Below are 20,620 nucleotides of genomic sequence, written 5' to 3'. Positions count from 1 at the left end.
GATCGCTATCTGCCTGCCATGAACGAGATGACCCCGCTCGCCGCGCCGCGCGCTCGAAAGCCCGACTGGATCCGCGTCAAGGCCCCGACATCCGCCGGCTTCGCCAAGACCCGCGAACTGATGCGCTCGAAAAGCCTGACGACGGTCTGTGAAGAGGCCGCATGCCCGAATATCGGCGAATGCTGGTCGAAGAAGCATGCAACGGTCATGATCCTCGGCGATACCTGCACCCGCGCCTGCGCCTTCTGCAACGTGAAGACCGGCATGCCCCGCGCGGTCGACCGGATGGAGCCACAGAATGTCGCCGATGCCGCGGCGCAGATGGGGCTGAACCACATCGTCATCACATCGGTCGACCGCGACGACCTTCCCGATGGCGGCGCTTCGCAGTTTGTGAAGGTCATCCAGGCAATCCGCGCGTCGAATCCCACTACGACGATCGAAATCCTGACGCCCGATTTCCGCAACAAGGCGCAGGCCGCGATCGAGTCGATCGTCGAGGCGCGCCCCGATGTCTACAACCACAACCTCGAGACAGTTCCTCGCCTGTACCCGACGATCCGGCCTGGCGCGCGCTATTATGCCTCGTTGCGCTTGCTCGAGAGCGTGAAACGCCACGACCCGTCGATTTTCACCAAGTCGGGCGTGATGCTTGGGCTGGGCGAAGAGCGCCTCGAGATCCACCAGGTCATGGACGACATGCGCTGCGCGGACATCGATTTCCTGACGATGGGCCAGTATCTTCAGCCCACGCCACGCCATGCCAAGGTGGCCGAGTTCGTCACGCCCAAGGCCTTCGATGCCTATGCGTCGATCGCCCGGGCCAAGGGATTCATGCTTGTTGCATCGTCGCCACTGACGCGGTCGAGCTACCATGCTGGGGACGACTTCGCGCAGCTTCGGGCGGCGCGTGATGCCAAGCTCGGGGTCGCACGGATCTGATGCCCAAGCATTCCGAAACACGCCATCTACCCTATACACCCGAACAGATGTTCGATCTGGTCGCCGATGTCGGCCGCTACGCCGAGTTTCTGCCATGGGTCAGTGCGATGCGCGTCCGTTCGAACAGTGAGACGGAAACGCTCGCGGACATGATCGTCGGCTTTAAGGGCTTGCGCGAGACGTTCACGTCACGTGTGCAGAAGACTCGACCGACCGAGATCCTCGTCGACTATGTCGATGGTCCGCTCAAATATCTTCGCAACGAATGGCGTTTTCGTCCTGAGGGGCAGGGGTGCGCGGTCGACTTTACCGTCGACTTTGCTTTCAAAAACCGGATGTTCGAGCTGATCGCGGGTCAGGTCTTCGGTGCCGCATTGCGCAAGATGATTGGCGCGTTCGAGACGCGCGCGGCCGAGCTTTACGGTGCGACATCCTCGACCGGCAGCAAGAGTTCGAGCGCGCACAGCGCAGCCTGAAGGCGGATACCGCCGCGGCCGAGATCGCCAAAATCCTTGCGATCTGCGTCGACATCGCTGCGATCGCCGCCCTTCTCGGCACGGGCGAAGACCACCGTCCCGACCGGCTTCTTCGCCGATCCACCGCCGGGCCCGGCGATGCCGGTGATGGCGACGGCAACATCCGCGCCCGACTGCTCGAGTGCGCCCTGCGCCATGCTCCACGCGACGGCGATCGACACCGCACCGAAAGTCTCAAGCACGTCTGAGCTGATCTTGAGCAGTTTCAGCTTGGCCTCGTTCGAATAGGTCACGAACCCGATTTCGAACACGTCGGAACTGCCCGGAATTTCCGTCAGCGCCGCAGCGACGAGGCCCCCGGTACAGCTTTCAGCAACCGCGACGCGTCGTCCGAGGGCGCGATTTGCCTCGATGACCTTGCGTGCCGCGTCGATCAGCTGGGGAGGGAGAAGGGTATCCATCAGCGGCTCTCCGTTGCCGTGCAGAGCGGAAGGTCGGGCGCGATCGATCTCCGCGGCGTGCCTTGTCAGCCTTGAGATAGCGCAGCGTCTCGACGACGATGCCAGCGGTGTTCCGCGGCGGCAGCGGCTGGAGCAGCGTCACGAGCCGATCGATCGTCCCACAGTCGCGCGCCGCGATGCGTCCGACAATCTGCGGGACGAGCAGGCTCGTCAGCAATGGCCGGGCATAGTCGGACTGGAGAAGCGCATCGACCGCAGGGTCGCTAAGCTTTACGATCGCGGCCCGAGCGGACGGCCAGGCGCGATCCGCTTCGATCTGATAGCGCGCGATCAGTGTACTGGACTGGTTGCGCACGAGGCTGGTCGCGGGAAGCCTTGCCGCGCAGATTCGGCCCGTTTCACGGATGATGTCGGGCAGCGCGACGAGCGTCATCGCCTCCGCCTCGGGGCCGGAGATGCAGGGGGACTGTGCCGATACCGGCGTTGCGATAAGGGCGGCGAGCGTCAGTGCGGCAGCGAACCTCATGCGCCGACACGGCCACGATTCGAAGGGAGGCTGATCGTCGCGACCGCCTGCGCCGCAATGCCCTCGCCCCGTCCCGTGAACCCGAGTCGCTCGGTCGTCGTCGCCTTCACGCTCACCCGGTCCGTGGCGAGGTCGAGCAGATCGGCGATCCGGTTCGTCATCGCCGCGCGGTGCGGTCCGATCTTGGGCATCTCGCACAGAATGGTCAGGTCGACGAAGTCGATCCGACCGCCTTTGGCCGCGATCAGCTGCGCGGCATGCTGCAGGAACTGCGCGGAGTCGGCACCTTTCCACTGCGGATCGCTCGGGGGGAAATGCGTGCCGATATCACCCGCGGCGATCGTGCCGAGCAACGCGTCGGTCAGCGCATGCAGCGCGACATCGGCATCGCTATGGCCGGAAAGCCCCTTGTCGTGCGGGATCCGGACGCCGCCAAGCCATAATTCCTCGCCCGTTTCCAGCCGATGGACGTCGAAGCCCATCGCGGTTCGGCTTTCATAGGGCGCGCGCGCTTCAGCGGCGGCAAAATCGTCGGGGTGAGTCACTTTGTCGAGCATCGGATCGCCCTGCACCAACGCGACGCTGCCGCCAACCCGTCGCACCATCTGGGCATCGTCGCTGGCATCTTCATCGGCCGGCCAGGCAGCGTGCGCGGCGCGCAGCTTAGCGATCCGGAAGCCCTGCGGCGTCTGGACCCGGTATACGGCCTCGCGCGGAACGACTTCGCCGAGCATGCGACCGGTCAGCGTCGTCGCGCCGCGCGCCAGCGTATCCGCTACCGGCAGCACAGGCACCGCGGCGTCGCTGTTCGTCAGCGCTGCCACGACCGCGCTGATGACCCCGGCAGGAAGGAACGGCCGGGCGGCATCGTGAACGAGAACGTGATCCAAATCGGACAGGGCAGCGATTCCCCTCAGTACCGAATCCCGGCGGGTCCTGCCCCCGACGATGACCGTCGCGTCCGTAACGCCTCCTGCTGCCAGTACCGCCTTTGCATGGTCCAGCTGACCTTCGGCAACGACGACCCTCACGGCGTCGATCGCCGGGTGCGCGGACATTGCGGTAACCGCGTGCATGAGCATCGGCCTTCCCGCAACGGTCGCGAATTGCTTGGGGAGGGTGCCGCCAGCGCGGGTGCCGGACCCGGCTGCGACGATCAGGGCGACGGTGCGGCGCTTTGTCATGGGCGGCGATTAGCGTCTTGAGCGCGGCATCGCCAGTGCAGGCAGTCGTTCCCATGACTCGCGCACGACGGGAACAGCTAGACCAGCCTTGCCATTTCTGGCATCGCGGCCTATGTTCTGCCTCTTTTTTGGGCAGCTTATGTGTAATCTCTCACCTATCCAGATCGGCACCGTGCGGATTGAAAGTCCGGTCGTCCTCGCGCCCATGACGGGCGTGACGGATATGCCGTTCCGTACGCTTGTGCGGCGATATGGATCAGGGCTTAACGTTACCGAAATGGTCGCGAGCCAGGCTGCAATCCGCGAGACCCGCCAGTCGATCCAGAAGGCGGCATGGGATCGTCTCGAAGAGCCGGTGTCGATGCAACTGGTCGGGTGCACGCCCTATGAAATGGGCGAGGCCGCGCGGCTGAGTCAGGATCGCGGTGCCGCGATCGTCGACATCAACATGGGATGTCCGGTCCGTAAGATCGTCAATGGGGATGCCGGGTCCGCGCTGATGCGTGACGTCAAGCTGGCGACGGCGATCGTATCTGCGACGGTGAAGGCGGTCGATGTCCCGGTCACGTTGAAGATGCGTATGGGCTGGTGCCACGACAGTCTCAACGCACCCGAATTGTCCAGGATCGCAGAAGATCTCGGGGTGAAGCTGATCACCGTCCATGGCCGGACGCGGAATCAGATGTACAAGGGAAGCGCCGATTGGGGCTTCGTGCGCCGGGTGAAGGACGCGGTGTCGATCCCCGTGATCGTCAATGGCGACATTTGTTCGATCGAGGATGCCGAAGCGGCGCTCGACCAGTCGGGTGCGGACGGCGTGATGATCGGACGCGGCGCCTATGGGCGGCCTTGGCTGCTCAATCAGGTCATGACCTGGTTTGCGACCGGACGCCGCGTGGCCGATCCGTCAATCAACGAGCAATATGAAGCGATTGCAGGGCATTACGAGGCGATGCTCGAGCACTATGGGATCGAGACAGGTGTCAACATGGCCCGCAAGCATATCGGCTGGTACACCAAGGGCCTGCATGGGTCGGCGGAGTTCCGGAACCGGGTGAACCAGGTGGCGGACCCCAACCAGGTCAAGGCGATGCTGGCGGAGTTCTACGCGCCCTGGCGTCACCTTGAAGCCGCCTGAGTCGGATCGGCGCGACCGTCCGGGGTTCAACGACGTCTTCGCGGCGCTGCCGGTGGCGGTCGTCGTGGTCGATCCTGACGACAGGATAGCCCATGCCAATGCGCTGGCGGAGCAATTGCTCAACCTGTCGGAACGCCTCATGGTAGGGCAGCCGATCGCGGCGATACTCCCGCCCCCCGACGAATCCCGCAAGCACGATAATCGCGGCCTCGCCGTCTTTGATACCGAGATCGCGACCGCCCGCGGCGTGAAGATCCGCGTCGACTTTGCCGAGACGATCATGCCCGATCATCCCGGCTGGCGCGCGATCACACTGCACGTTCCCGCCATCTCGCGACGGCTGGGCTATTCGGCGGACCGTACTGCGGGCGCGCGCGCGGCAGTCGGGGCCGCGGCGATGCTCGCACATGAGATCAAGAATCCCTTGTCCGGCATCCGCGGGGCCGCGCAGCTGCTCGATGCCGGCGAACTGACCACGCTGATCACGACCGAGGTGGACCGAATCGCGGCGCTGATCGATCGCATGCAGGACTTCAGCGATACGCGCCCGCTCCCGCTCGCCAGCGAGAATATCTACCCGTTGTTGACGCACGCGCGTCGCCTCGCGCTCGCCGGTTTTGCGCGCGGAATCGCGATCGAGGAGCGGTTCGATCCCTCGCTACCGCCCGCGCATATCAATCGCGACGCGGTCCTTCAGATTGTCATCAACCTTCTGAAGAACGCACGTGAAGCCGTTGCAGATCAACCAAATCCCCTGATCATCATGACCACGGCCTATCGCCACGGGATCACCGTCAGCAGCGCGCCGGGCAAACCGCGTCTCCCGTTGCCGATTGAGATCTGTGTGTTCGACAATGGCCCCGGCGCGCCTGCTGATATTGCCGATCACCTGTTCGATCCCTTCGTGTCGGGGCGCCGTGAAGGGCAGGGGCTGGGTCTCGCCCTCGTCGACAAGCTGACGCGCGATATGGGCGGGATCGTGCAATATGCGCGTGAGGGGATTCCAGAAATGACCGTTCTTCGCCTGCTGCTGCCAAGAGCCACATCATGAGCACTGTGCTGGTCGTCGACGACGACGCCGCAATTCGCACCGTCGTCGCGCAGGCGTTGCGGCGCAGCGGCCACGACGTAACCGTCGCCGACAGCCTCGCGCAACTCGAACGCGCCCTGGCTGTGGCGATACCCGACGTGCTGATCACGGACGTGGTGCTGCCCGACGGCGACGGCATCGACCATGTCCGCAATGTCGCCGAACGCCACCCGACGCTGCCGATCATCGTCCTGTCGGCGCAGAACACGCTGACCACCGCGGTACGCGCGGCGGAGGTCGGTGCGTATGAATATCTGCCCAAGCCCTTTGATCTCGACGTCTTGTCGCGTGCGGTGACGGGGGCGCTGGCGCGGGGCGGGGTGCTGTCCGATGACCGGATCGGCGACGAGGATCGTGCACTGCCGCTGATCGGCCGGTCCGCGGCGATGCAGGACGTCTACCGGGTCATCGCACGCGTCATCTCGAACGATCTGACCGTGCTGATATCCGGCGAATCGGGCACCGGCAAGGAACTGGTCGCCCGGGCTATCCACGACCTCGGCCAGCGGAGCGCCGCGCCGTTCATCGCGATCAACATGGCCGCCATCCCGCGCGAATTGATCGAGGCCGAACTGTTCGGGCATGAGCGCGGCGCCTTTACCGGTGCCGCAACGCGAAATGCCGGTCGTTTCGAGCAGGCGACGGGCGGCACGCTGTTCCTCGACGAAATCGGCGACATGCCGATGGAGGCGCAGACCCGGCTGCTTCGCGTGCTGCAGTCGGGCGAGTTCACGAGCGTTGGTGGGGCGCGCACGATCCGGGTCGATGTCCGCATCCTGGCCGCAACCAACCGCGATCTGGCGGCGCAGGTGGCCGCGGGACATTTCCGGGAAGACCTGTTCTACCGTCTCAACGTCGTGCCGGTCACCTTGCCACCGCTCCGCGAGCGACGGCAGGACGTCGCCCTGCTCGCACGACATTTTCTCGATCATGCGGCGATCCAGGGTCTGCCGCGACGTCAGTTGGCGGGGGATGCGATCACCGCGCTCGGCGCGTATGACTGGCCGGGCAATGTTCGCGAACTCGAAAACCTGATGCGCAGGCTAGCGGTGCTCGCGCGCGATGAGGTCATCGGCGCCGAGGCTATCCACGCGATGCTGGGCGCGCGAACACCGACCGCCACTGCAACCGATCTCGACATCGCCGGCGCGGTGAAGGCACTGATTGGGCGGATCGAGCGGGAAAACCCGGCAGCGCTCGACGATGGCAGTCTGTACGACCGCGTCATCGGTGAGGTCGAGCGTCCGTTGATCGAACTGATGCTTGCCCGGCATGGGCAGAACCAGCTTCGCGCCGCACGTGCGATGGGAATCAATCGCAACACGCTGCGCAAGCGTCTCGACACGCTCGGGATCGATATCAGCGGCGACATGACCGAGATGGACGCGGCAGGGTTACGCTGACCCGGCCATTATGTGGTTTCCCGGCAACAATTGTCGTTGTATCACGGCAACGATGATCGCCCCCGCGACGCTTGCCATCGAAGACGACGTGCCACCGCACCGGTTCGAAGTGACGCCTGCGCTTGAGGCGCTGGTGGTCGCGCTGGCGATTACCGTCGCGGTCGCGAGCTATGTGCTCATCAGCGGCGCCAATTCACCCCAGCGTTTGATGCCGCCACCGCTGATTGCGCTGCTGCTGATCGCCAACCTCGTCCCGGGCATCGCATTGCTGATGCTGCTCGGCCGGCGGGTGGCGATGCGGCGCGCTGCGCGGTCCCCGGTTGGCGGTGGCGGCCGCCTGCACGTCCGGCTCGTTGCCTTGTTCTCGATCGTCGCCGCGGTGCCGATGCTGCTGGTGACGATCTTCGCGTCGCTGCTGTTCCAATATGGCGTGCAATTCTGGTATTCGGATCAGGCACGCGGGATGCTCGAAAACGCCACCGAACTCGCCCAGTCGTCCTACACGCGCCAGCTCAGCCGCTGGGAAGAGGCGAGCGTCACTATGGCAGCGGATATGTCCAATTACCTGCGGGAGCGATCGCTGCAGAGTCCGGGCTTTTCAGGATTTTTCTACCAACAGGTCTATTTCCGGAGCCTGTCCGAAGCCGCGCTGTTCAAGGTCACGCCACAGAACGAAATCCAGACCTTCGCGGTTGTGAACCCCTATGAAATCGACTTTACACGACAGGTGACGCCCGAGGCGATCCGCGAACTCCGGAGCGGCAAGCCCGCCGCAGTATCGGTGACGGGGGATCGTATCCGCACGATCACGATGCTGCCCGGCGCCGACGAACTCTTCCTTTATGCCGGGCGCGTCGAGGATACCAAGCTCCTGTCGGAGCAGACGACGCGCGCCAACGCCGTGCTGGCAAGCTATCGGCAGCTGCTTGCCCGGTCGCGCAGCCTCCAGCTCCTGTTCAACGCAGCCTTGCTGGGCATTTCCCTGCTTATCGTTGGCGTTGCTGTCTGGATCGCGCTGGCTGTAGCGGATCGTCTGGTACGCCCCGTCGGCGAGCTGGTCGATGCGGCACGTCGGGTGGCCGAGGGGGATTTGACCGCGCGCGTGCCAGATCCGCGCAGCCGCGACGAGGTCGGAACGCTGGCGCGCGCGTTCAACCAGATGACCGGTCGGCTGCAGGAGCAGAACAGCGATCTGATGACCGCGAACGACCAGCTCGAGACCCGTCGTGCGCTGATCGAGGCGGTTATGGCGGATGTTTCGGCGGGCGTCGTCGCGACCGCGAAGGACCGCGTGATCCGGATTGCAAATCGCTCTGCGATCCAGCTGCTCGGCGCGGACGGTCTGGTTGGCAAGCCATTGCACGAGGTTGCGCCCGAACTCGACGCGCTCGTGCAGGAGGGAGGACGCGAAGCGATCGTCCAGGTCGGCCAGGCCGGCGATGCGCGGACACTCGCCGTCCGGATCGCACATGCGCCGACCGGCCCGATCCTCACATTCGACGATATCACGCAGCAACTGCTCGACCAGCGCCGCGCCGCCTGGTCGGACGTCGCCCGCCGGATCGCGCACGAAATCAAGAATCCGCTGACGCCGATCCAGCTCGCCGCGGAGCGCCTGCAGCGGCGCTATGGGGGCAAGATCCCCGCGGAGGACGGGACATTTGCGCGGCTCACCGACACGATCATCCGCCAGGTCGCGGACCTGCGCCGGATGGTCGATGAATTCTCGTCATTCGCACGGATGCCCAAGCCCGTCTTCCGCGAGGAATCACTGCTCGACGCCGCACGCCAGGCGATGTTCCTCCACGAGGTGGCGCATCCGGGGATCCGTTTTCTGCTGGTTCATGACGACCCCGGTCCGATGCTCGTGTGCGATCGCCGGCAGATCGGGCAGGCTCTGACGAACATCGTCAAGAACGCGGTTGAGGCGATCGAGACGCGCGGCGACGACGAGGGCGGGGCGGTTACCATGACCCTGACCGAGACGCGCCACGATGGAACGGCGCACTGCGTCGCGATCGAAGTCGCCGACACGGGGATCGGTCTGCCGGTCGAACGCGACCGGATCATCGAACCCTATATGACGACGCGCGCGCGCGGGACGGGGCTCGGGCTTGCCATCGTCAAGAAGATCATCGAGGAACATTGCGGGACGATCGCGTTTTCGGATCGTCCCGGTGGGGGCACCATTGTCACCATGAACTTCGACGCCAGAGCGCTGGTCGCGCTTGATCAGGGGGCATCCGCACCCGAGCCGGCAGGGGATGGCCAGCTCGTCGCAATGACTCGCAATCGGACATGAATTGATGGCGCTCGATATTCTCGTCGTGGACGACGAACGTGACATTCGCGAACTGGTGGCCGGCGTCCTGGAGGACGAGGGCTATCAGACGCGCGATGCGGGCGACAGCGACGCCGCGCTCGAAGCGATCGCGGCGCGGCGGCCGTCGCTCGTGCTGCTCGACGTCTGGCTTCAGGGGTCGCGCCTCGACGGGCTGGAGTTGCTCGACGAAATTAAACGGCGCGATCCGTCGATCCCGGTGCTCGTCATATCGGGTCACGGCAATCTCGACACCGCGGTCGCGGCGATCCGGCGGGGCGCATCGGACTTCATCGAAAAACCTTTCGAGGCCGAGCGACTGCTCCTCATGGTGGCGCGCGCGACCGAGACCGAACGGCTGCGCCGCGAGGTCGCCTCGCTGCGGGCCACGGTCGGCCGCGAGACCGATCTCACCGGCAATTCGGGGGCGATCAACGGCGTCCGGGCAACACTCAAGCGTGTCGCCGCGACCGGCAGCCGCGTGCTGATCATGGGCGGGGCAGGGGTCGGCAAGGAGGTCGCTGCTCGCCTTCTGCACGGCTGGAGCCTGCGCACCGATGCGCCATTCGTGATCGTCAGCGCCGCGATGATGACCCCTGAACGTGTCGACGAAGAATTGTTCGGCGCGGAGGAGGGCGGGGACAAAATCCGCCCCGGGCTGCTCGAGCAGGCGCATGGCGGAACGCTGTTCCTCGACGAGATCGCCGACATGCCGATCACGACCCAAGCGCGGATCTTGCGGGTCCTGACCGACCAGAGCTTTACGCGGATCGGCGGTACCAGGGTCGTCAAGGTCGATGTGCGTGTGGTGTCCGCGACGGCGCGCGACCTCGTCCACGAGATTGCCGAGGGTCGGTTTCGCGAGGACCTCTATTACCGGTTGAACGTCGTGCCGGTGGCTATCCCGCCGCTCGCGGATCGCCGCGAGGACATTCCTGCGCTGGTCCAGCATTTCATCGCGCATTATGCGGCGGAACGCCGGGTCCGGACACCGGAAATCGCGCCCGATGCGATGGTTGCGCTGCAATCCTACGACTGGCCGGGAAATGTGCGCCAGCTTCGCAACGTGGTTGAACGGACGATCATCCTCGCGCCGGGCGACCGACTGGGGCGCATCGATCTCGACCTGCTGCCGGCCGAAGTCCTGGGCGATCAGGGCGACATGGGCAGCGCCGGGGGGACCGCGATCATGGGCTCGCCGCTACGCGAGGCGCGTGAAACCTTCGAACGGGAGTATCTGCGCGTGCAGATCCGTCGGTTCTCCGGCAACATCTCGCGCACCGCGAGCTTTATCGGGATGGAGCGATCGGCGCTGCACCGGAAGCTGAAGCTGCTCGGGATCACCGAGACGCGCGACGATTGATCGCATATCCGTCGCCCGCCCCTATGGACGAAGCGGTACCGGGAACATAGATTAGACGCTCGCCCGGCAATCGGGTGATCTCCGACGCCGGGAAACGGCGCCACGCGGGCAAAGTCCCGCCAAAAACAAGGGTTATCCCATTGGCCGAAAAAAATTGGCTCGCTCCAGGACCTGTTCCTCAACGCACTGCGCCGCACCAAGACCCCCGTCACGATGTTCCTCGTCAAGGGCGTCAAGCTCCAGGGTATCGTCACCTGGTTCGATAATTTCTCGGTGCTGTTACGTCGCGACGGTCAGTCCCAGCTCATCTACAAGCATGCGATCTCGACGATCATGCCCGCGGGACCGATGGACGTCGCCGCGATCGTAAACGCCGTCGCAGAAACGCAGAAGAAGCAGCCGCTTCTGCAGGAAATCTTCCTGAACGCGGTCCGCAAGTCGGAAGACAGCGTGACCATGTTCCTGATCAACGGCGTCATGCTCCAGGGCCAGATTGCCGGCTTTGACCTGTTCTGCATGCTGCTCCAGCGCGAAGGTATGGCGCAGCTCGTCTACAAGCACGCGGTGTCGACGATCCAGCCTGCGCGGCCCCTGAACCTTGCCGAGGATCCCGACGACAGCGATGAGACGGATGCGGTGGACGACGCATGATCATGACGGCCTGGGGCAATGCGCATGAGTAGTGGTTTCGACCGTGACCGCGACGAGTTCGCCCGCGGCACGAAAGCGATCGTCGTCTTGCCCGACCAGGGTGATGCGACACGCGATATCGACGCACGGCTTGAAGAGACGGCGGGCCTTGCCGCCGCCATTGGCGTGGAGGTGGTCGAACGGATCGCCTATCGCGTCCGCCAGGCCAAGCCGGCAACGTTGATCGGCAGCGGGCAGGTCGAGCTCCTCGCGACGCAGGTGCGAATGGAGGAAGCGGGGCTCGTCGTGTTCGATGCGAGCCTGAGCCCGATCCAGCAGCGCAATCTCGAAAAGGCGCTGGAAACGAAGGTCATCGACCGCACCGGGCTGATCCTCGAAATCTTCGGGGAGCGCGCGGCGACGGCCGAAGGGCGGCTGCAGGTTGAACTTGCGCATCTCGACTATCAGGCTGGCCGGCTCGTCCGGAGCTGGACCCATCTCGAGCGTCAGCGCGGCGGGTTCGGCTTTCTCGGCGGGCCTGGTGAAACCCAGATCGAGGCGGATCGCCGGCTCATCCGGGACCGGATGGCGCGGCTCCGGCGCGAACTCGAGCAGGTCAGCCGCACCCGCGGCCTGCACCGGGAGCGACGCCAGCGAGCCCCTTGGCCCGTCATCGCGCTAGTCGGCTATACCAATGCCGGAAAGTCGACGCTGTTCAATCGGTTGACCGGTGCCGACGTCATGGCCGAAGACCTGCTGTTCGCGACGCTGGATCCGACGCTTCGGCAAATCCGATTGCCCGGTATCGACAAGGCGATCCTGTCCGACACGGTCGGGTTCGTCTCGGACCTGCCAACCCAGCTCGTCGCGGCATTCAAGGCGACGCTCGAAGAAGTGGTGTCCGCCGATCTGCTGATCCACGTCCGTGATATCGCGCATCCCGATACGGAGGCGCAACGTGCCGATGTCGAGGCGGTGCTGGCGGACATCGGCGTCGACGATATGACCCCGCGGTTCGAAGTCTGGAACAAGCTGGATCTGCTCGATCCTGCCGACCATGACGAGATTGTCGGGGAGGCTGAGCATCGCGAGGATGTCGTGGCGATCTCGGCGCTGAGTGGGGAGGGGGTGGACCATCTCGTCGAGCAGGTCGCTGCCAAACTGACGGATGCGCATCGCCGCTATCACATTACGCTCGATGCGACGGACGGCGCAGGCGCGGCATGGTTGCACGCGCATGGCGAGGTGCTCAGCAGTTTCGCGGACGGGCTGGCCACCACCTATGACGTACGGCTGTCCGACACCGATTACGACCGGTTCAGCCGCCGCGACGTTTGACCGTCTGCCAAAGCGCTTCCTTCTCCTCAAGCGACAAAGCTTCGAAGCCCGCACCGGCGATGTGTTCCATCGCCCGGAACCGGGCTTCGAACTTTGCGTTGCCCGCGCGTAACGCCACTTCGGGATCAATACCGAGGTGGCGGGCATAATTGGCCACAGCAAACAGAAGATCGCCGACCTCTTCGGCCAGTGTGTCGGCGGTTGCTGTCGCAATCTCGTCGAGTTCTTCGTGCACCTTGGCCAAGGAACCGGTTGGATCGGGCCAGTCGAACCCGACCCGCGCAGCACGCTTTTGCAGCTTGTCGGCTCGCGCCAGCGAAGGCAGCGCGGTGGCGACGCCGGCGACCGCACTCTGGTCAGGCTTGTTCGCGCGCTCGGTCGCCTTGATCGTTTCCCAGCCGGGCGATGTCTCCGCCGGACCGAAGATGTGCGGGTGTCGGCGCTCCATCTTGTCGCTGATCGCGTCGATGACGTCGGGCAGGGCAAATGCACCCGCTTCCTCTGCAATGCGGGCATGGAATACCACCTGCAACAACAGGTCGCCGAGTTCGTCCTTCAGATCGGCAAGATCGCCGCGTTCGATCGCGTCGACGACCTCATAGGCCTCTTCGATCGTGTAGCGAGCAATCGTCCTCGATGTTTGAACACGGTCCCATTCGCATCCCGTATCCGGATCGCGCAGTCGCGCCATGATGGTCGTGAGGCGGTCAATCATGGCGGCGCTCCGCATAAAGTGAGGATGACGTGGAGATCGCCGTTGCTACGACAAAATCAAAAGCTTCATAACGAATCACTCTCGATCCGATAATATACATTATGTAAAATGCTCTGGGGTTGGTATGTGTCAGGCCTCGAGGATCTGCCCATCAAAGCCCGGCTCCACTGTGTCAGGCAGTTCGGCCCTCAACGCTACATAGTCCATGCTGTTGTCCATATGGATAAGCGCGGTCCGCCCCGGCCTGAACGCATCGACCCAGCCCAAGACGGCTGAAAGTTGCGGATGCGTCGGATGTGGACGACGGCGCAGTGCATCGACCACCCATACGTCCAGCCCCGTATACAGCGCGGCCATATCGTCGGTCATGATGTTGAAATCGGTCGCATAACCGATTGCCTTGCCATCGGCCTCGAAGCGCAGCCCAGCGGCGTGGATCGATCCGTGCGGCTGATCGGTAACACGAATGTCGATCGCGCCGATCGTCAGCCGGTCCGGAAGGACCGCCCCGGTGATCGTCGACGGATAACCGCTGCGGCCCCGGAACGCATAGGTGAAGCGATCCTCGAGCGCGGCGAGCGTCGCGGGCCGGGCAAAGCCGATCACGGGCGTGCCCATTGCGTGATAGAGCTGTCTGAGGTCATCAATGCCGTGGCAGTGATCAGCGTGATCATGCGTCCAGATGACCGCATCAACCTCGGAGACGTTCGCCGCAAGCAACTGCTCGCGCATGTCCGGCCCTGTATCGATCAGGATCCGCGTTCCGGCATGCTCAACAAGCGCGGAGACGCGCGTACGTCGGTTGCGCGGTTCGGCGGGATCGCAGGCACCCCAGTCATTGCCGATCCGGGGAACGCCGGACGACGTCCCCGAGCCGAGGATCGTGATCTTCACGCGCGATGCGCCACGACCGGCGTATCGCCGGGCCGCGTCTTGGCGAACAAAGTATGGAAGTTTTCGGCGGTCCGCTGAGACAACTCGCCGACGGAGACGCCGCGCAGGTCCGCCACGAACTGCGCGGTGTCGGCGACAAAGCCGGGCTCCCCCGTCTTGCCCCGATTGGGCACGGGCGCAAGAAAAGGCGCGTCGGTTTCGATCAGCAGCCGTTCGATCGGCAAGCGTGCCGCGATCGCCTGAAGGTCGCGCGCGTTCTTGAACGTCACGATCCCCGACAGCGATATATAGAGGCCAAGTTCCAGTGCCTTGTCGGCAAATGCTGCGCTCGCTGTGAAACAGTGGATGACGCCGCCATAGGCCCCCTTCCCCATCTCGTCCGACAGGATCGCCGCGGTATCCTCTTCGGCATCGCGGGTATGCACGACAATCGGCAGGCCGGTTTCACGCGCCGCGTCGATATGCGCGCGGAAGCTCAGCGCCTGGCGTGCACGATCGGAGGTCTCGCGGTAATAATCGAGCCCGGTCTCACCCAGGCCCACGACCCGCGGGTGACGTGCGCGCTCGACCAAACGCGTCGCGTCGATCGCGGGATGGGCATCGGCTTCATTTGGGTGGATGCCGACCGTCGCCCATACATCGGCCTCACGGTCCGCGGTGGCGATCACCGCATCCCATTCACTTTCACGCGTCGAAATGTTGAGCATCGCCGTCACACCGCGCGCCCGCGCGCGATCGAGGACCGCCTGCTGATCCTCGATCAAGCCGGGGTAATTCAGGTGGCAATGACTGTCTGCAAGCATCAGGCGTCGGTCTCCGCAGGCATCTCAAGCCGTGGGAACGCGCCGGTCGGCGCGACGATCCGGAAATCGCTTAAGGCCTGCCGATCATACCAATCGTCATCCGCAAGCGCGGCATGGTCGCGGCCCTCTGCACCGATCTGGTCGAGGACCTTGCCCGCTGCGCTCGGCACGACCGGAAGGATCGTGATGGCGAGCATCCGGATCGCACGCACCAATGTCGCCAGCACCGTGTTCATCCGTGCCGGGTCGGTCTTGCGCAACGCCCAGGGCGCCTGGACGTCGATATACTGGTTGCAGGCAAAGACGCCCCGCATCCACGCCTCGATGGCATGCGACAGAGCGAGGTCTGCAAAGCCGGATCTGAACGCGGCGCAGGCCGCGGTGACGTCTTGGAGCAGCGCAGCGTCGGCCGGCTCGATCGCCGTCGCCATGGGCAATGCACCGTCCAGGTTCTTGGCAATGAACGACAATGTCCGCTGGGCCAGATTGCCGAAGCTGTTCGCGAGCTCGGCGTTGACCCGCGTCACGATCGCCTCGGCCGAATAGCTGCCATCCTGCCCAAAGCTGACGTCGCGAAGGAAGAAATAGCGCAGAACATCGACGCCGAACGCGTCAGCCAGCTCCATCGGATCGACGACGTTACCAACCGACTTCGACATCTTCTCGCCACGGGTCAGGAGAAAGCCGTGGCCAAAGACGCTTTTGGGGAGCGGGATGTTCGCGGACATCAGGAAAGCAGGCCAAAAGACCGCATGGAAGCGGACAATGTCCTTGCCGATCAGGTGAAGGTCCGCCGGCCAGAATCGCGCCAGATTTGCGTCGTCCGTTCCGGTGTTCGGATAGCCCGTCCCCGTGAGGTAATTTGTGAGCGCGTCGACCCAGACATACATGACATGACCCGGGCTTCCCGGCACGGGCACGCCCCAGTCGAAGCTCGTCCGCGACACCGAGAGGTCGGACAGGCCCCCTTCGACAAAGCGCATGACCTCGTTGCGGCGGCTCTCAGGACGGATGAAGTCGGGGTTCGCGGCGTAGAGGTCGAGCAAGGGCTGCTGATATTTCGACAAGCGGAAGAACCAGGTTTCCTCGGCAGTCCATTCGACCGGCGTGCCTTGCGGAGACCGGCGATCGGCGCCCTCCCCCGTCAGTTCGGACTCGTCGTAAAAGGCTTCGTCGCGAACCGAATACCAGCCTCATAACGATCGAGATAAAGGTCCCCGGCATCCGCCATCGCTTCCCAGATCGCCTGGCTCGCCGCGTAATGATCGCTATCGACGGTCCGGATGAACCGATCATAGGATATATCAAGACGGTCCGCCATCCCGCTGAAATAGGACGACATTTCATCCGCGAACTCGCGAACGGGGACGCCGCGGTCGCGGGCGGCCTGGACCATCTTCAGGCCGTGTTCGTCGGTCCCGGTCTGGAACAGCACGTCGCGTCCGGCCTGGCGCTGAAAGCGGGCGATCGCGTCGGCTGCAACCATTTCATAGGCATGGCCGATATGCGGTCGGCCATTGGGATAATGGATTGCGGTGGTGATGTAGTAAGGGTCGGCCATGTCAGCGCTCCTAGAGCATCCCCCGAAGGAGGTGAAGCCCATGTCGCCGCCTTCATCAGGTGCGCAGTGTCGCAAGGATTCCCGACAGCTCGAAGACGGTCGCCTGCGCATCAAGTGACAGGCCAATGGCGGCGGCCGACAGGTCACGCGCTGCAGCATGCGCGTCGAGGGCGATCTTGAGCCGCGCGCCCGAACGGTCCCGCGCCGCGTGGGCGATGAACGCCGGCACGCGATCGAGAAACGCCTCATAGCGGGGTTGCGACGCTTCCCAGCAAGGGACTTCGCCAGCCGGAGACGATGGCCGTTATCGCGATCGCCTTCGTCGGCGATCCGCGCAATCGCTTCGTCGAGGCTCGCAATATCGAGACCCGCGTAGCGCAGCGCCCTGCCCGGCGCTCCCTCACTCGCACGTACGAGGGCAGATATCTCGTCGTGGTCGAGGTCCGGCTGCGCCAGTCGCAACGTCACCGCGACCTCGTCGGGCGTCAGTGCCTCGAACCGCAAGACCCGGCACCGCGACCGGATCGTTGGCAACAACCGTCCCGGCGCGTGGCTGACCAGGAGGAATATCGTCCCGGCGGGTGGTTCCTCAAGGTTCTTGAGCAACGCATTGCTGCCGCCGCGCTCCAGATCGTCGATCGCGTCGATCATGACGACCCGGCGCGGGCTCATCGATGGCGTCGTCGCAAAGAGCGGCTGGAGCGTGCGGACCTGCGCGATCGTTATACTGCGCGCAAGATCCTGGTCGGGCTTTTCAGGATCCTTGGGCAGACGCGTCAGCAGGCGGAAATCGGGGTGCGAACCCGCCTCGATCAGCGCGCGCGTGGGGTCGCCGGCCGGCACGGCAAACCCGCGCGGCTCGGTCGACCCGCCGCGCGCATCGGCCAGCATGCGCATCGCCGCCAGCCGTGCGAAGCTTGCCTTGCCAACGCCCTGCGGGCCGGTGAACAGCCACGCATGGTGAAGCGCGCCGCTTTGCATCGCCGCGGCGAAAGCGGACTGCGCCGCGGCATTGCCGATTATGTCGGTCATGCCGGCGACGGGCTCACCCGAACGGTGCACACGCGCGCCGGCACGCCGAGCCTCAACCGAACAGCCCGGTAAGCCCAGACCAAGCGCGCCCGAAGAACCCGGCTTCGGCAACGTCCTTTTCCGCGACCAGCGGCATACGCTGCTCGACCCCGTCAGGCATCGACACGACCAGATCCGCGATGTGCTGGCCCGCCTTGATCGGCGCCTTGACCGGCCCCTGATAGACGACCTTGGCGTTCAGGTTCGGCGATGTCCCCGCCGGCACGGTGACGGTCAGCGCCTTGGGCGCCATGAGGCCGACGCTCGATGAGCCGCCCATCTGCACGCTGGCCTCCTCGACCTTCCGACCCTTCGCTACGATCGGCTTGGACTGCCACGCGCGGAAGCCCCAGTCCATGAACCGTACTGACTCGTTCGCGCGCTCTGTCGAACTCTTCAGGCCGGCGACGACCAATACCAGACGGCGACCATTCTGCTCGGCCGACCCGGTGAATCCGTATCCGGCTTCTTCGGTATGTCCGGTCTTCAACCCATCGGCACCCGCGACGCGGCCGAGCAGCGGATCACGATTGGCCTGGGTAATCGCGCTGCCGCCCATGGTCTTGCCCCAGGTGAAATCGCGCTTTGCATAAAATTGCTTGTAGAGTTGGGGATGGTTGGTGATCGTCGCCGATGCCAGCTTGGCCAGATCATGCGCAGTGACATAGGTCACGCCGTTGTCTGGCCACCCGTTCGACGTCCCGAAATGACTGTCCTTGAGGCCGAGCTGTGCCGCGACGCGGTTCATGCGCTCGGTAAAGGCGGGCTCCGAACCCGAGATCGACTCCGCGAGAACGACGCAGGCGTCGTTGCCCGACAATGTCACGATGCCATATAGCAGATTGGCCACGCTGACGCTCTCGTTCGCCGACAGGAACATCGTCGAACCCGCTGACGGACCATGCCATTTTGCCCAGGTCTCCGGCCGGACGGTGACCATGTGATCGAGCTTGAGCTCGCCTTTTTTGAGCATGTCGAACGCGACATAGACCGTCATCATCTTCGCCATCGACGCAGGCGGCATACGGCGATCGGCATCCCGTGCGAACAGGACCGCGCCCGACGACAGATCTTCCATATAGGCGATCGGTGCGCTGGTCTGGAACTGTGGCGCAGCGGCGATAGACGGCGTCGCAAGCGCGATCATTGCCAGCGGCGCGATGGCGATGCGGCGCCGGACCATTTGAGTAAAGGGCAGCGTGTTCATGGGCAGCTTCGTCATGATATCCGTTACGTCAAAGAGGAACACGATGGGAGGCAGGCTCGCGGCGCCGCCGGGACCTTATCGAAGTCATAGCCGCGCTTGGCAACCGCGTCACGCTTGGCTTTGAGTCTATCGGGCACGCCGGTTAGCGCTCGACTGCATCCGCCAGCAGCCCCACCGACAGCGCATAAAAATTCGAACAATTATAGTCGAGGATCACGCGGTAATTGCTCGTGAGCAGATACGCCGTGGCGCCTGAACCGTCGGGTTCGAGCAGCGTCGCCATGACATTGTCGGCCGGCCACGAGGCGCCTTGCGTCATCACACCCATACCGCGCCACTCGGCGATCGTTCGCCAGCCGCTATGCCGTTCGAACACGCGCGGGCACCGCGGCGACACGAGCCGATTGCGTACCTGCGACCGATCGAATCCCTGCGGCACGGAGACCGCGACGCCCCAGGGTTGGCCACTGCGCCAGCCGGCATTGGTAAAATAATTGCCGATCGACGCCAGCGTATCGGCCGGACTGTTCCAGATATCCGCGCGGCCGTCACCATCCCCGTCACGGGCCAGTCGTAGATAGATGGACGGCAGAAACTGTGGATTGCCCATCGCGCCTGCCCAGCTACCCTTGAGTTGTTCGCGGGAAATGCCCCGGTCGACGATCTTCAAGCCGGCAATGAACTCGCCCGCAAACAGCGATCGCCGACGCCCCTCATAGGCGAGGCTCGCGAGCGACCGCAGAATGTCGAAATTTCCGGTGTAGCTGCCGTAATTGGTCTCATGCCCCCAGATCGCAACCATGATCGATTCGGGCACGCCTGTTTCGCGCTCGATACGCTGCAGCCTGCCCCGCTGCGCCCGATAGGTTTCCCGACCGCGTCCGATCCGCGCCGCGTCGACATGCTGCGCCTTGTACGGCGCGAAGGCCGGAATGGCGCTGCTTGTGCCGCCGCCCGGCTGTGCACGATCGAGCGCGATGACACGCTCGTTCAGCGTCAACGTGGGAAAGACGGAGTCCACCGTACGCGCCGTGACTCCGGCCTCCAGCGCCTGCGTACGAAGCTGGCCGAGATAGGCCTGAAACCCCGCCTCGTCCTGCGCACATGCGGGGGTGGTGACCGCGGTCATCGCCGCGACGGTCAAAGCGCCACGTCGCAACGCACTCGATAGGATAGATTTTGCCCACATGCCGACCGCTCTGCCATAGGGGCGTCCGCATCGGAACCTCGTCCTGACGCAAGCATGGCTCGCATCGACGCGTGGACCGCCCGCTACGCTGCTACCCTTCTCCGCCGAGGCTATCGTTCGGGTGCCGGCCCCGTCCTTCAGTGACGACTTTCCCTGCCCGCCGACACGAAGCTGCTTGCCTTTCGTCAACCGCACCCGCTAAGGGCTGCGGCGTCGGGGAGTGGCGCAGGCTGGTAGCGCACCTGGTTTGGGACCAGGGGGTCGCAGGTTCGAATCCTGTCTCCCCGACCATGTTGCGCTTGATCGCGA

16 protein-coding genes, 1 tRNA gene and 3 pseudogenes are annotated in these 20,620 nt (G+C 64.4%); 10 read left to right on the top strand and 10 right to left on the bottom strand.

Annotation, left to right across the window (positions count from 1 at the left end):
- Positions 1 to 18 precede the first annotated feature (18 nt).
- On the top strand, positions 19 to 942 hold the full coding sequence (lipA, locus tag NI18_RS04600; protein WP_031393377.1) for a lipoyl synthase: 924 nt from the start codon (positions 19 to 21) through the stop codon (positions 940 to 942).
- The gene (locus tag NI18_RS04595; RefSeq protein WP_031439015.1) at positions 942 to 1,418 is read left to right on the top strand and encodes a type II toxin-antitoxin system RatA family toxin; all 477 of its coding nucleotides are present in this window, start codon (positions 942 to 944) and stop codon (positions 1,416 to 1,418) included. Before lipA ends, NI18_RS04595 begins: the two co-directional genes overlap by 1 nt.
- Here NI18_RS04595 and NI18_RS04590 read toward each other — a convergent pair.
- From NI18_RS04590 to NI18_RS04580, 3 genes are read right to left on the bottom strand one after another with little or no spacing between them, the layout of a single operon-like run.
- On the bottom strand, positions 1,361 to 1,879 hold the full coding sequence (locus NI18_RS04590; protein WP_031439016.1) for a CinA family protein: 519 nt from the start codon (positions 1,877 to 1,879) through the stop codon (positions 1,361 to 1,363). The two genes, NI18_RS04595 and NI18_RS04590, sit on opposite strands and share 58 nt — an antisense overlap.
- Positions 1,788 to 2,405 (bottom strand): hypothetical protein, encoded by a 618-nt coding sequence (locus NI18_RS04585; protein WP_306286237.1) that lies wholly within the window; start codon positions 2,403 to 2,405, stop codon positions 1,788 to 1,790. Before NI18_RS04585 ends, NI18_RS04590 begins: the two co-directional genes overlap by 92 nt.
- A complete protein-coding gene (locus NI18_RS04580; protein WP_037528468.1) occupies positions 2,402 to 3,589 on the bottom strand; it encodes a bifunctional 2-C-methyl-D-erythritol 4-phosphate cytidylyltransferase/2-C-methyl-D-erythritol 2,4-cyclodiphosphate synthase in 1,188 nt (395 codons plus the stop codon). The genes NI18_RS04585 and NI18_RS04580 overlap by 4 nt, the downstream gene beginning before the upstream one ends.
- A gap of 139 nt (positions 3,590 to 3,728) precedes the next feature.
- Between NI18_RS04580 and dusB the strand changes: the two genes are divergently transcribed.
- The 7 genes and pseudogenes from dusB to hflX all read left to right on the top strand — a co-directional run bounded on the left by dusB (position 3,729) and on the right by hflX (position 12,871).
- Positions 3,729 to 4,727 (top strand): tRNA dihydrouridine synthase DusB, encoded by a 999-nt coding sequence (gene dusB, locus NI18_RS04575; protein WP_037528466.1) that lies wholly within the window; start codon positions 3,729 to 3,731, stop codon positions 4,725 to 4,727.
- Complete coding sequence (locus NI18_RS04570; RefSeq protein ID WP_031439020.1) at positions 4,714 to 5,778, top strand: ATP-binding protein; 1,065 nt, start codon at positions 4,714 to 4,716, stop codon at positions 5,776 to 5,778. Before dusB ends, NI18_RS04570 begins: the two co-directional genes overlap by 14 nt.
- The gene (ntrC, locus tag NI18_RS04565; RefSeq protein WP_037528464.1) at positions 5,775 to 7,220 is read left to right on the top strand and encodes a nitrogen regulation protein NR(I); all 1,446 of its coding nucleotides are present in this window, start codon (positions 5,775 to 5,777) and stop codon (positions 7,218 to 7,220) included. The genes NI18_RS04570 and ntrC overlap by 4 nt, the downstream gene beginning before the upstream one ends.
- Before the next feature lie 52 nt (positions 7,221 to 7,272).
- Positions 7,273 to 9,522, top strand: a complete 2,250-nt coding sequence (locus tag NI18_RS04560) for an ATP-binding protein (protein WP_037528498.1) — start codon at positions 7,273 to 7,275, stop codon at positions 9,520 to 9,522.
- A gap of 4 nt (positions 9,523 to 9,526) precedes the next feature.
- On the top strand, positions 9,527 to 10,903 hold the full coding sequence (locus tag NI18_RS04555) for a sigma-54 dependent transcriptional regulator (protein ID WP_031393368.1): 1,377 nt from the start codon (positions 9,527 to 9,529) through the stop codon (positions 10,901 to 10,903).
- A 147-nt stretch (positions 10,904 to 11,050) separates the two neighbouring features.
- Positions 11,051 to 11,554, top strand: a pseudogene (hfq, locus tag NI18_RS04550) (RNA chaperone Hfq); the annotation flags it as partial.
- Between the two features lie 24 nt (positions 11,555 to 11,578).
- A complete protein-coding gene (gene hflX, locus NI18_RS04545; protein ID WP_037528497.1) occupies positions 11,579 to 12,871 on the top strand; it encodes a GTPase HflX in 1,293 nt (430 codons plus the stop codon).
- Here hflX and mazG read toward each other — a convergent pair.
- The 7 genes and pseudogenes from mazG to NI18_RS04510 all read right to left on the bottom strand — a co-directional run bounded on the left by mazG (position 12,852) and on the right by NI18_RS04510 (position 20,251).
- Positions 12,852 to 13,586 (bottom strand): nucleoside triphosphate pyrophosphohydrolase, encoded by a 735-nt coding sequence (mazG, locus tag NI18_RS04540; protein ID WP_128082083.1) that lies wholly within the window; start codon positions 13,584 to 13,586, stop codon positions 12,852 to 12,854. The two genes, hflX and mazG, sit on opposite strands and share 20 nt — an antisense overlap.
- A 129-nt stretch (positions 13,587 to 13,715) precedes the next feature.
- The gene (locus NI18_RS04535) at positions 13,716 to 14,480 is read right to left on the bottom strand and encodes an MBL fold metallo-hydrolase (RefSeq protein ID WP_037528460.1); all 765 of its coding nucleotides are present in this window, start codon (positions 14,478 to 14,480) and stop codon (positions 13,716 to 13,718) included.
- On the bottom strand, positions 14,477 to 15,283 hold the full coding sequence (locus NI18_RS04530) for a TatD family hydrolase (RefSeq protein WP_031439027.1): 807 nt from the start codon (positions 15,281 to 15,283) through the stop codon (positions 14,477 to 14,479). Before NI18_RS04530 ends, NI18_RS04535 begins: the two co-directional genes overlap by 4 nt.
- Positions 15,283 to 16,844: pseudogene (gene metG / locus NI18_RS04525) on the bottom strand (methionine--tRNA ligase). The gene NI18_RS04530 and the pseudogene metG overlap by 1 nt, the downstream one beginning before the upstream one ends.
- Positions 16,845 to 16,899: 55 nt before the next feature.
- Positions 16,900 to 17,876: pseudogene (locus tag NI18_RS04520) on the bottom strand (AAA family ATPase).
- A gap of 52 nt (positions 17,877 to 17,928) precedes the next feature.
- Positions 17,929 to 19,062: a D-alanyl-D-alanine carboxypeptidase family protein gene (locus NI18_RS04515; protein WP_235188243.1), complete on the bottom strand. Its 1,134-nt coding sequence runs from the start codon at positions 19,060 to 19,062 to the stop codon at positions 17,929 to 17,931.
- Between the two features lie 202 nt (positions 19,063 to 19,264).
- Positions 19,265 to 20,251, bottom strand: coding sequence for a lytic murein transglycosylase (locus NI18_RS04510; protein WP_128082085.1), 987 nt, complete (start codon positions 20,249 to 20,251; stop codon positions 19,265 to 19,267).
- 274 nt (positions 20,252 to 20,525) lie between these two features.
- Between NI18_RS04510 and NI18_RS04505 the strand changes: the two genes are divergently transcribed.
- Positions 20,526 to 20,602: transfer RNA gene (locus NI18_RS04505), tRNA-Pro, on the top strand.
- Positions 20,603 to 20,620 lie beyond the last annotated feature (18 nt).

The organism is Sphingomonas sp. Ant20 (assembly GCF_000783375.1).
Classification (GTDB): domain Bacteria; phylum Pseudomonadota; class Alphaproteobacteria; order Sphingomonadales; family Sphingomonadaceae; genus Sphingomonas; species Sphingomonas aerolata.
Note: the sequence above shows the minus strand (reverse complement) of the source record. Positions and strands in the feature narration are given on the sequence as shown.

Excerpts from the sequence above, each read along its gene's own strand:
- NI18_RS04585 (WP_306286237.1), bottom strand. The coding sequence starts at position 2,405 with ATGAGGTTCGCTGCCGCACTGACGCTCGCCGCCCTTATCGCAACGCCG.
- NI18_RS04555 (WP_031393368.1), top strand. The coding sequence starts at position 9,527 with ATGGCGCTCGATATTCTCGTCGTGGACGACGAACGTGACATTCGCGAA.
- hflX (WP_037528497.1), top strand. The coding sequence starts at position 11,579 with ATGAGTAGTGGTTTCGACCGTGACCGCGACGAGTTCGCCCGCGGCACG.
- NI18_RS04595 (WP_031439015.1), top strand. The coding sequence starts at position 942 with ATGCCCAAGCATTCCGAAACACGCCATCTACCCTATACACCCGAACAG.
- NI18_RS04510 (WP_128082085.1), bottom strand. The coding sequence starts at position 20,251 with ATGACCGCGGTCACCACCCCCGCATGTGCGCAGGACGAGGCGGGGTTT.
- NI18_RS04515 (WP_235188243.1), bottom strand. The coding sequence starts at position 19,062 with ATGATCGCGCTTGCGACGCCGTCTATCGCCGCTGCGCCACAGTTCCAG.
- mazG (WP_128082083.1), bottom strand. The coding sequence starts at position 13,586 with ATGATTGACCGCCTCACGACCATCATGGCGCGACTGCGCGATCCGGAT.
- NI18_RS04560 (WP_037528498.1), top strand. The coding sequence starts at position 7,273 with ATGATCGCCCCCGCGACGCTTGCCATCGAAGACGACGTGCCACCGCAC.
- ntrC (WP_037528464.1), top strand. The coding sequence starts at position 5,775 with ATGAGCACTGTGCTGGTCGTCGACGACGACGCCGCAATTCGCACCGTC.
- NI18_RS04580 (WP_037528468.1), bottom strand. The coding sequence starts at position 3,589 with ATGACAAAGCGCCGCACCGTCGCCCTGATCGTCGCAGCCGGGTCCGGC.
- NI18_RS04590 (WP_031439016.1), bottom strand. The coding sequence starts at position 1,879 with ATGGATACCCTTCTCCCTCCCCAGCTGATCGACGCGGCACGCAAGGTC.
- lipA (WP_031393377.1), top strand. The coding sequence starts at position 19 with ATGAACGAGATGACCCCGCTCGCCGCGCCGCGCGCTCGAAAGCCCGAC.
- dusB (WP_037528466.1), top strand. The coding sequence starts at position 3,729 with ATGTGTAATCTCTCACCTATCCAGATCGGCACCGTGCGGATTGAAAGT.
- NI18_RS04530 (WP_031439027.1), bottom strand. The coding sequence starts at position 15,283 with ATGCTTGCAGACAGTCATTGCCACCTGAATTACCCCGGCTTGATCGAG.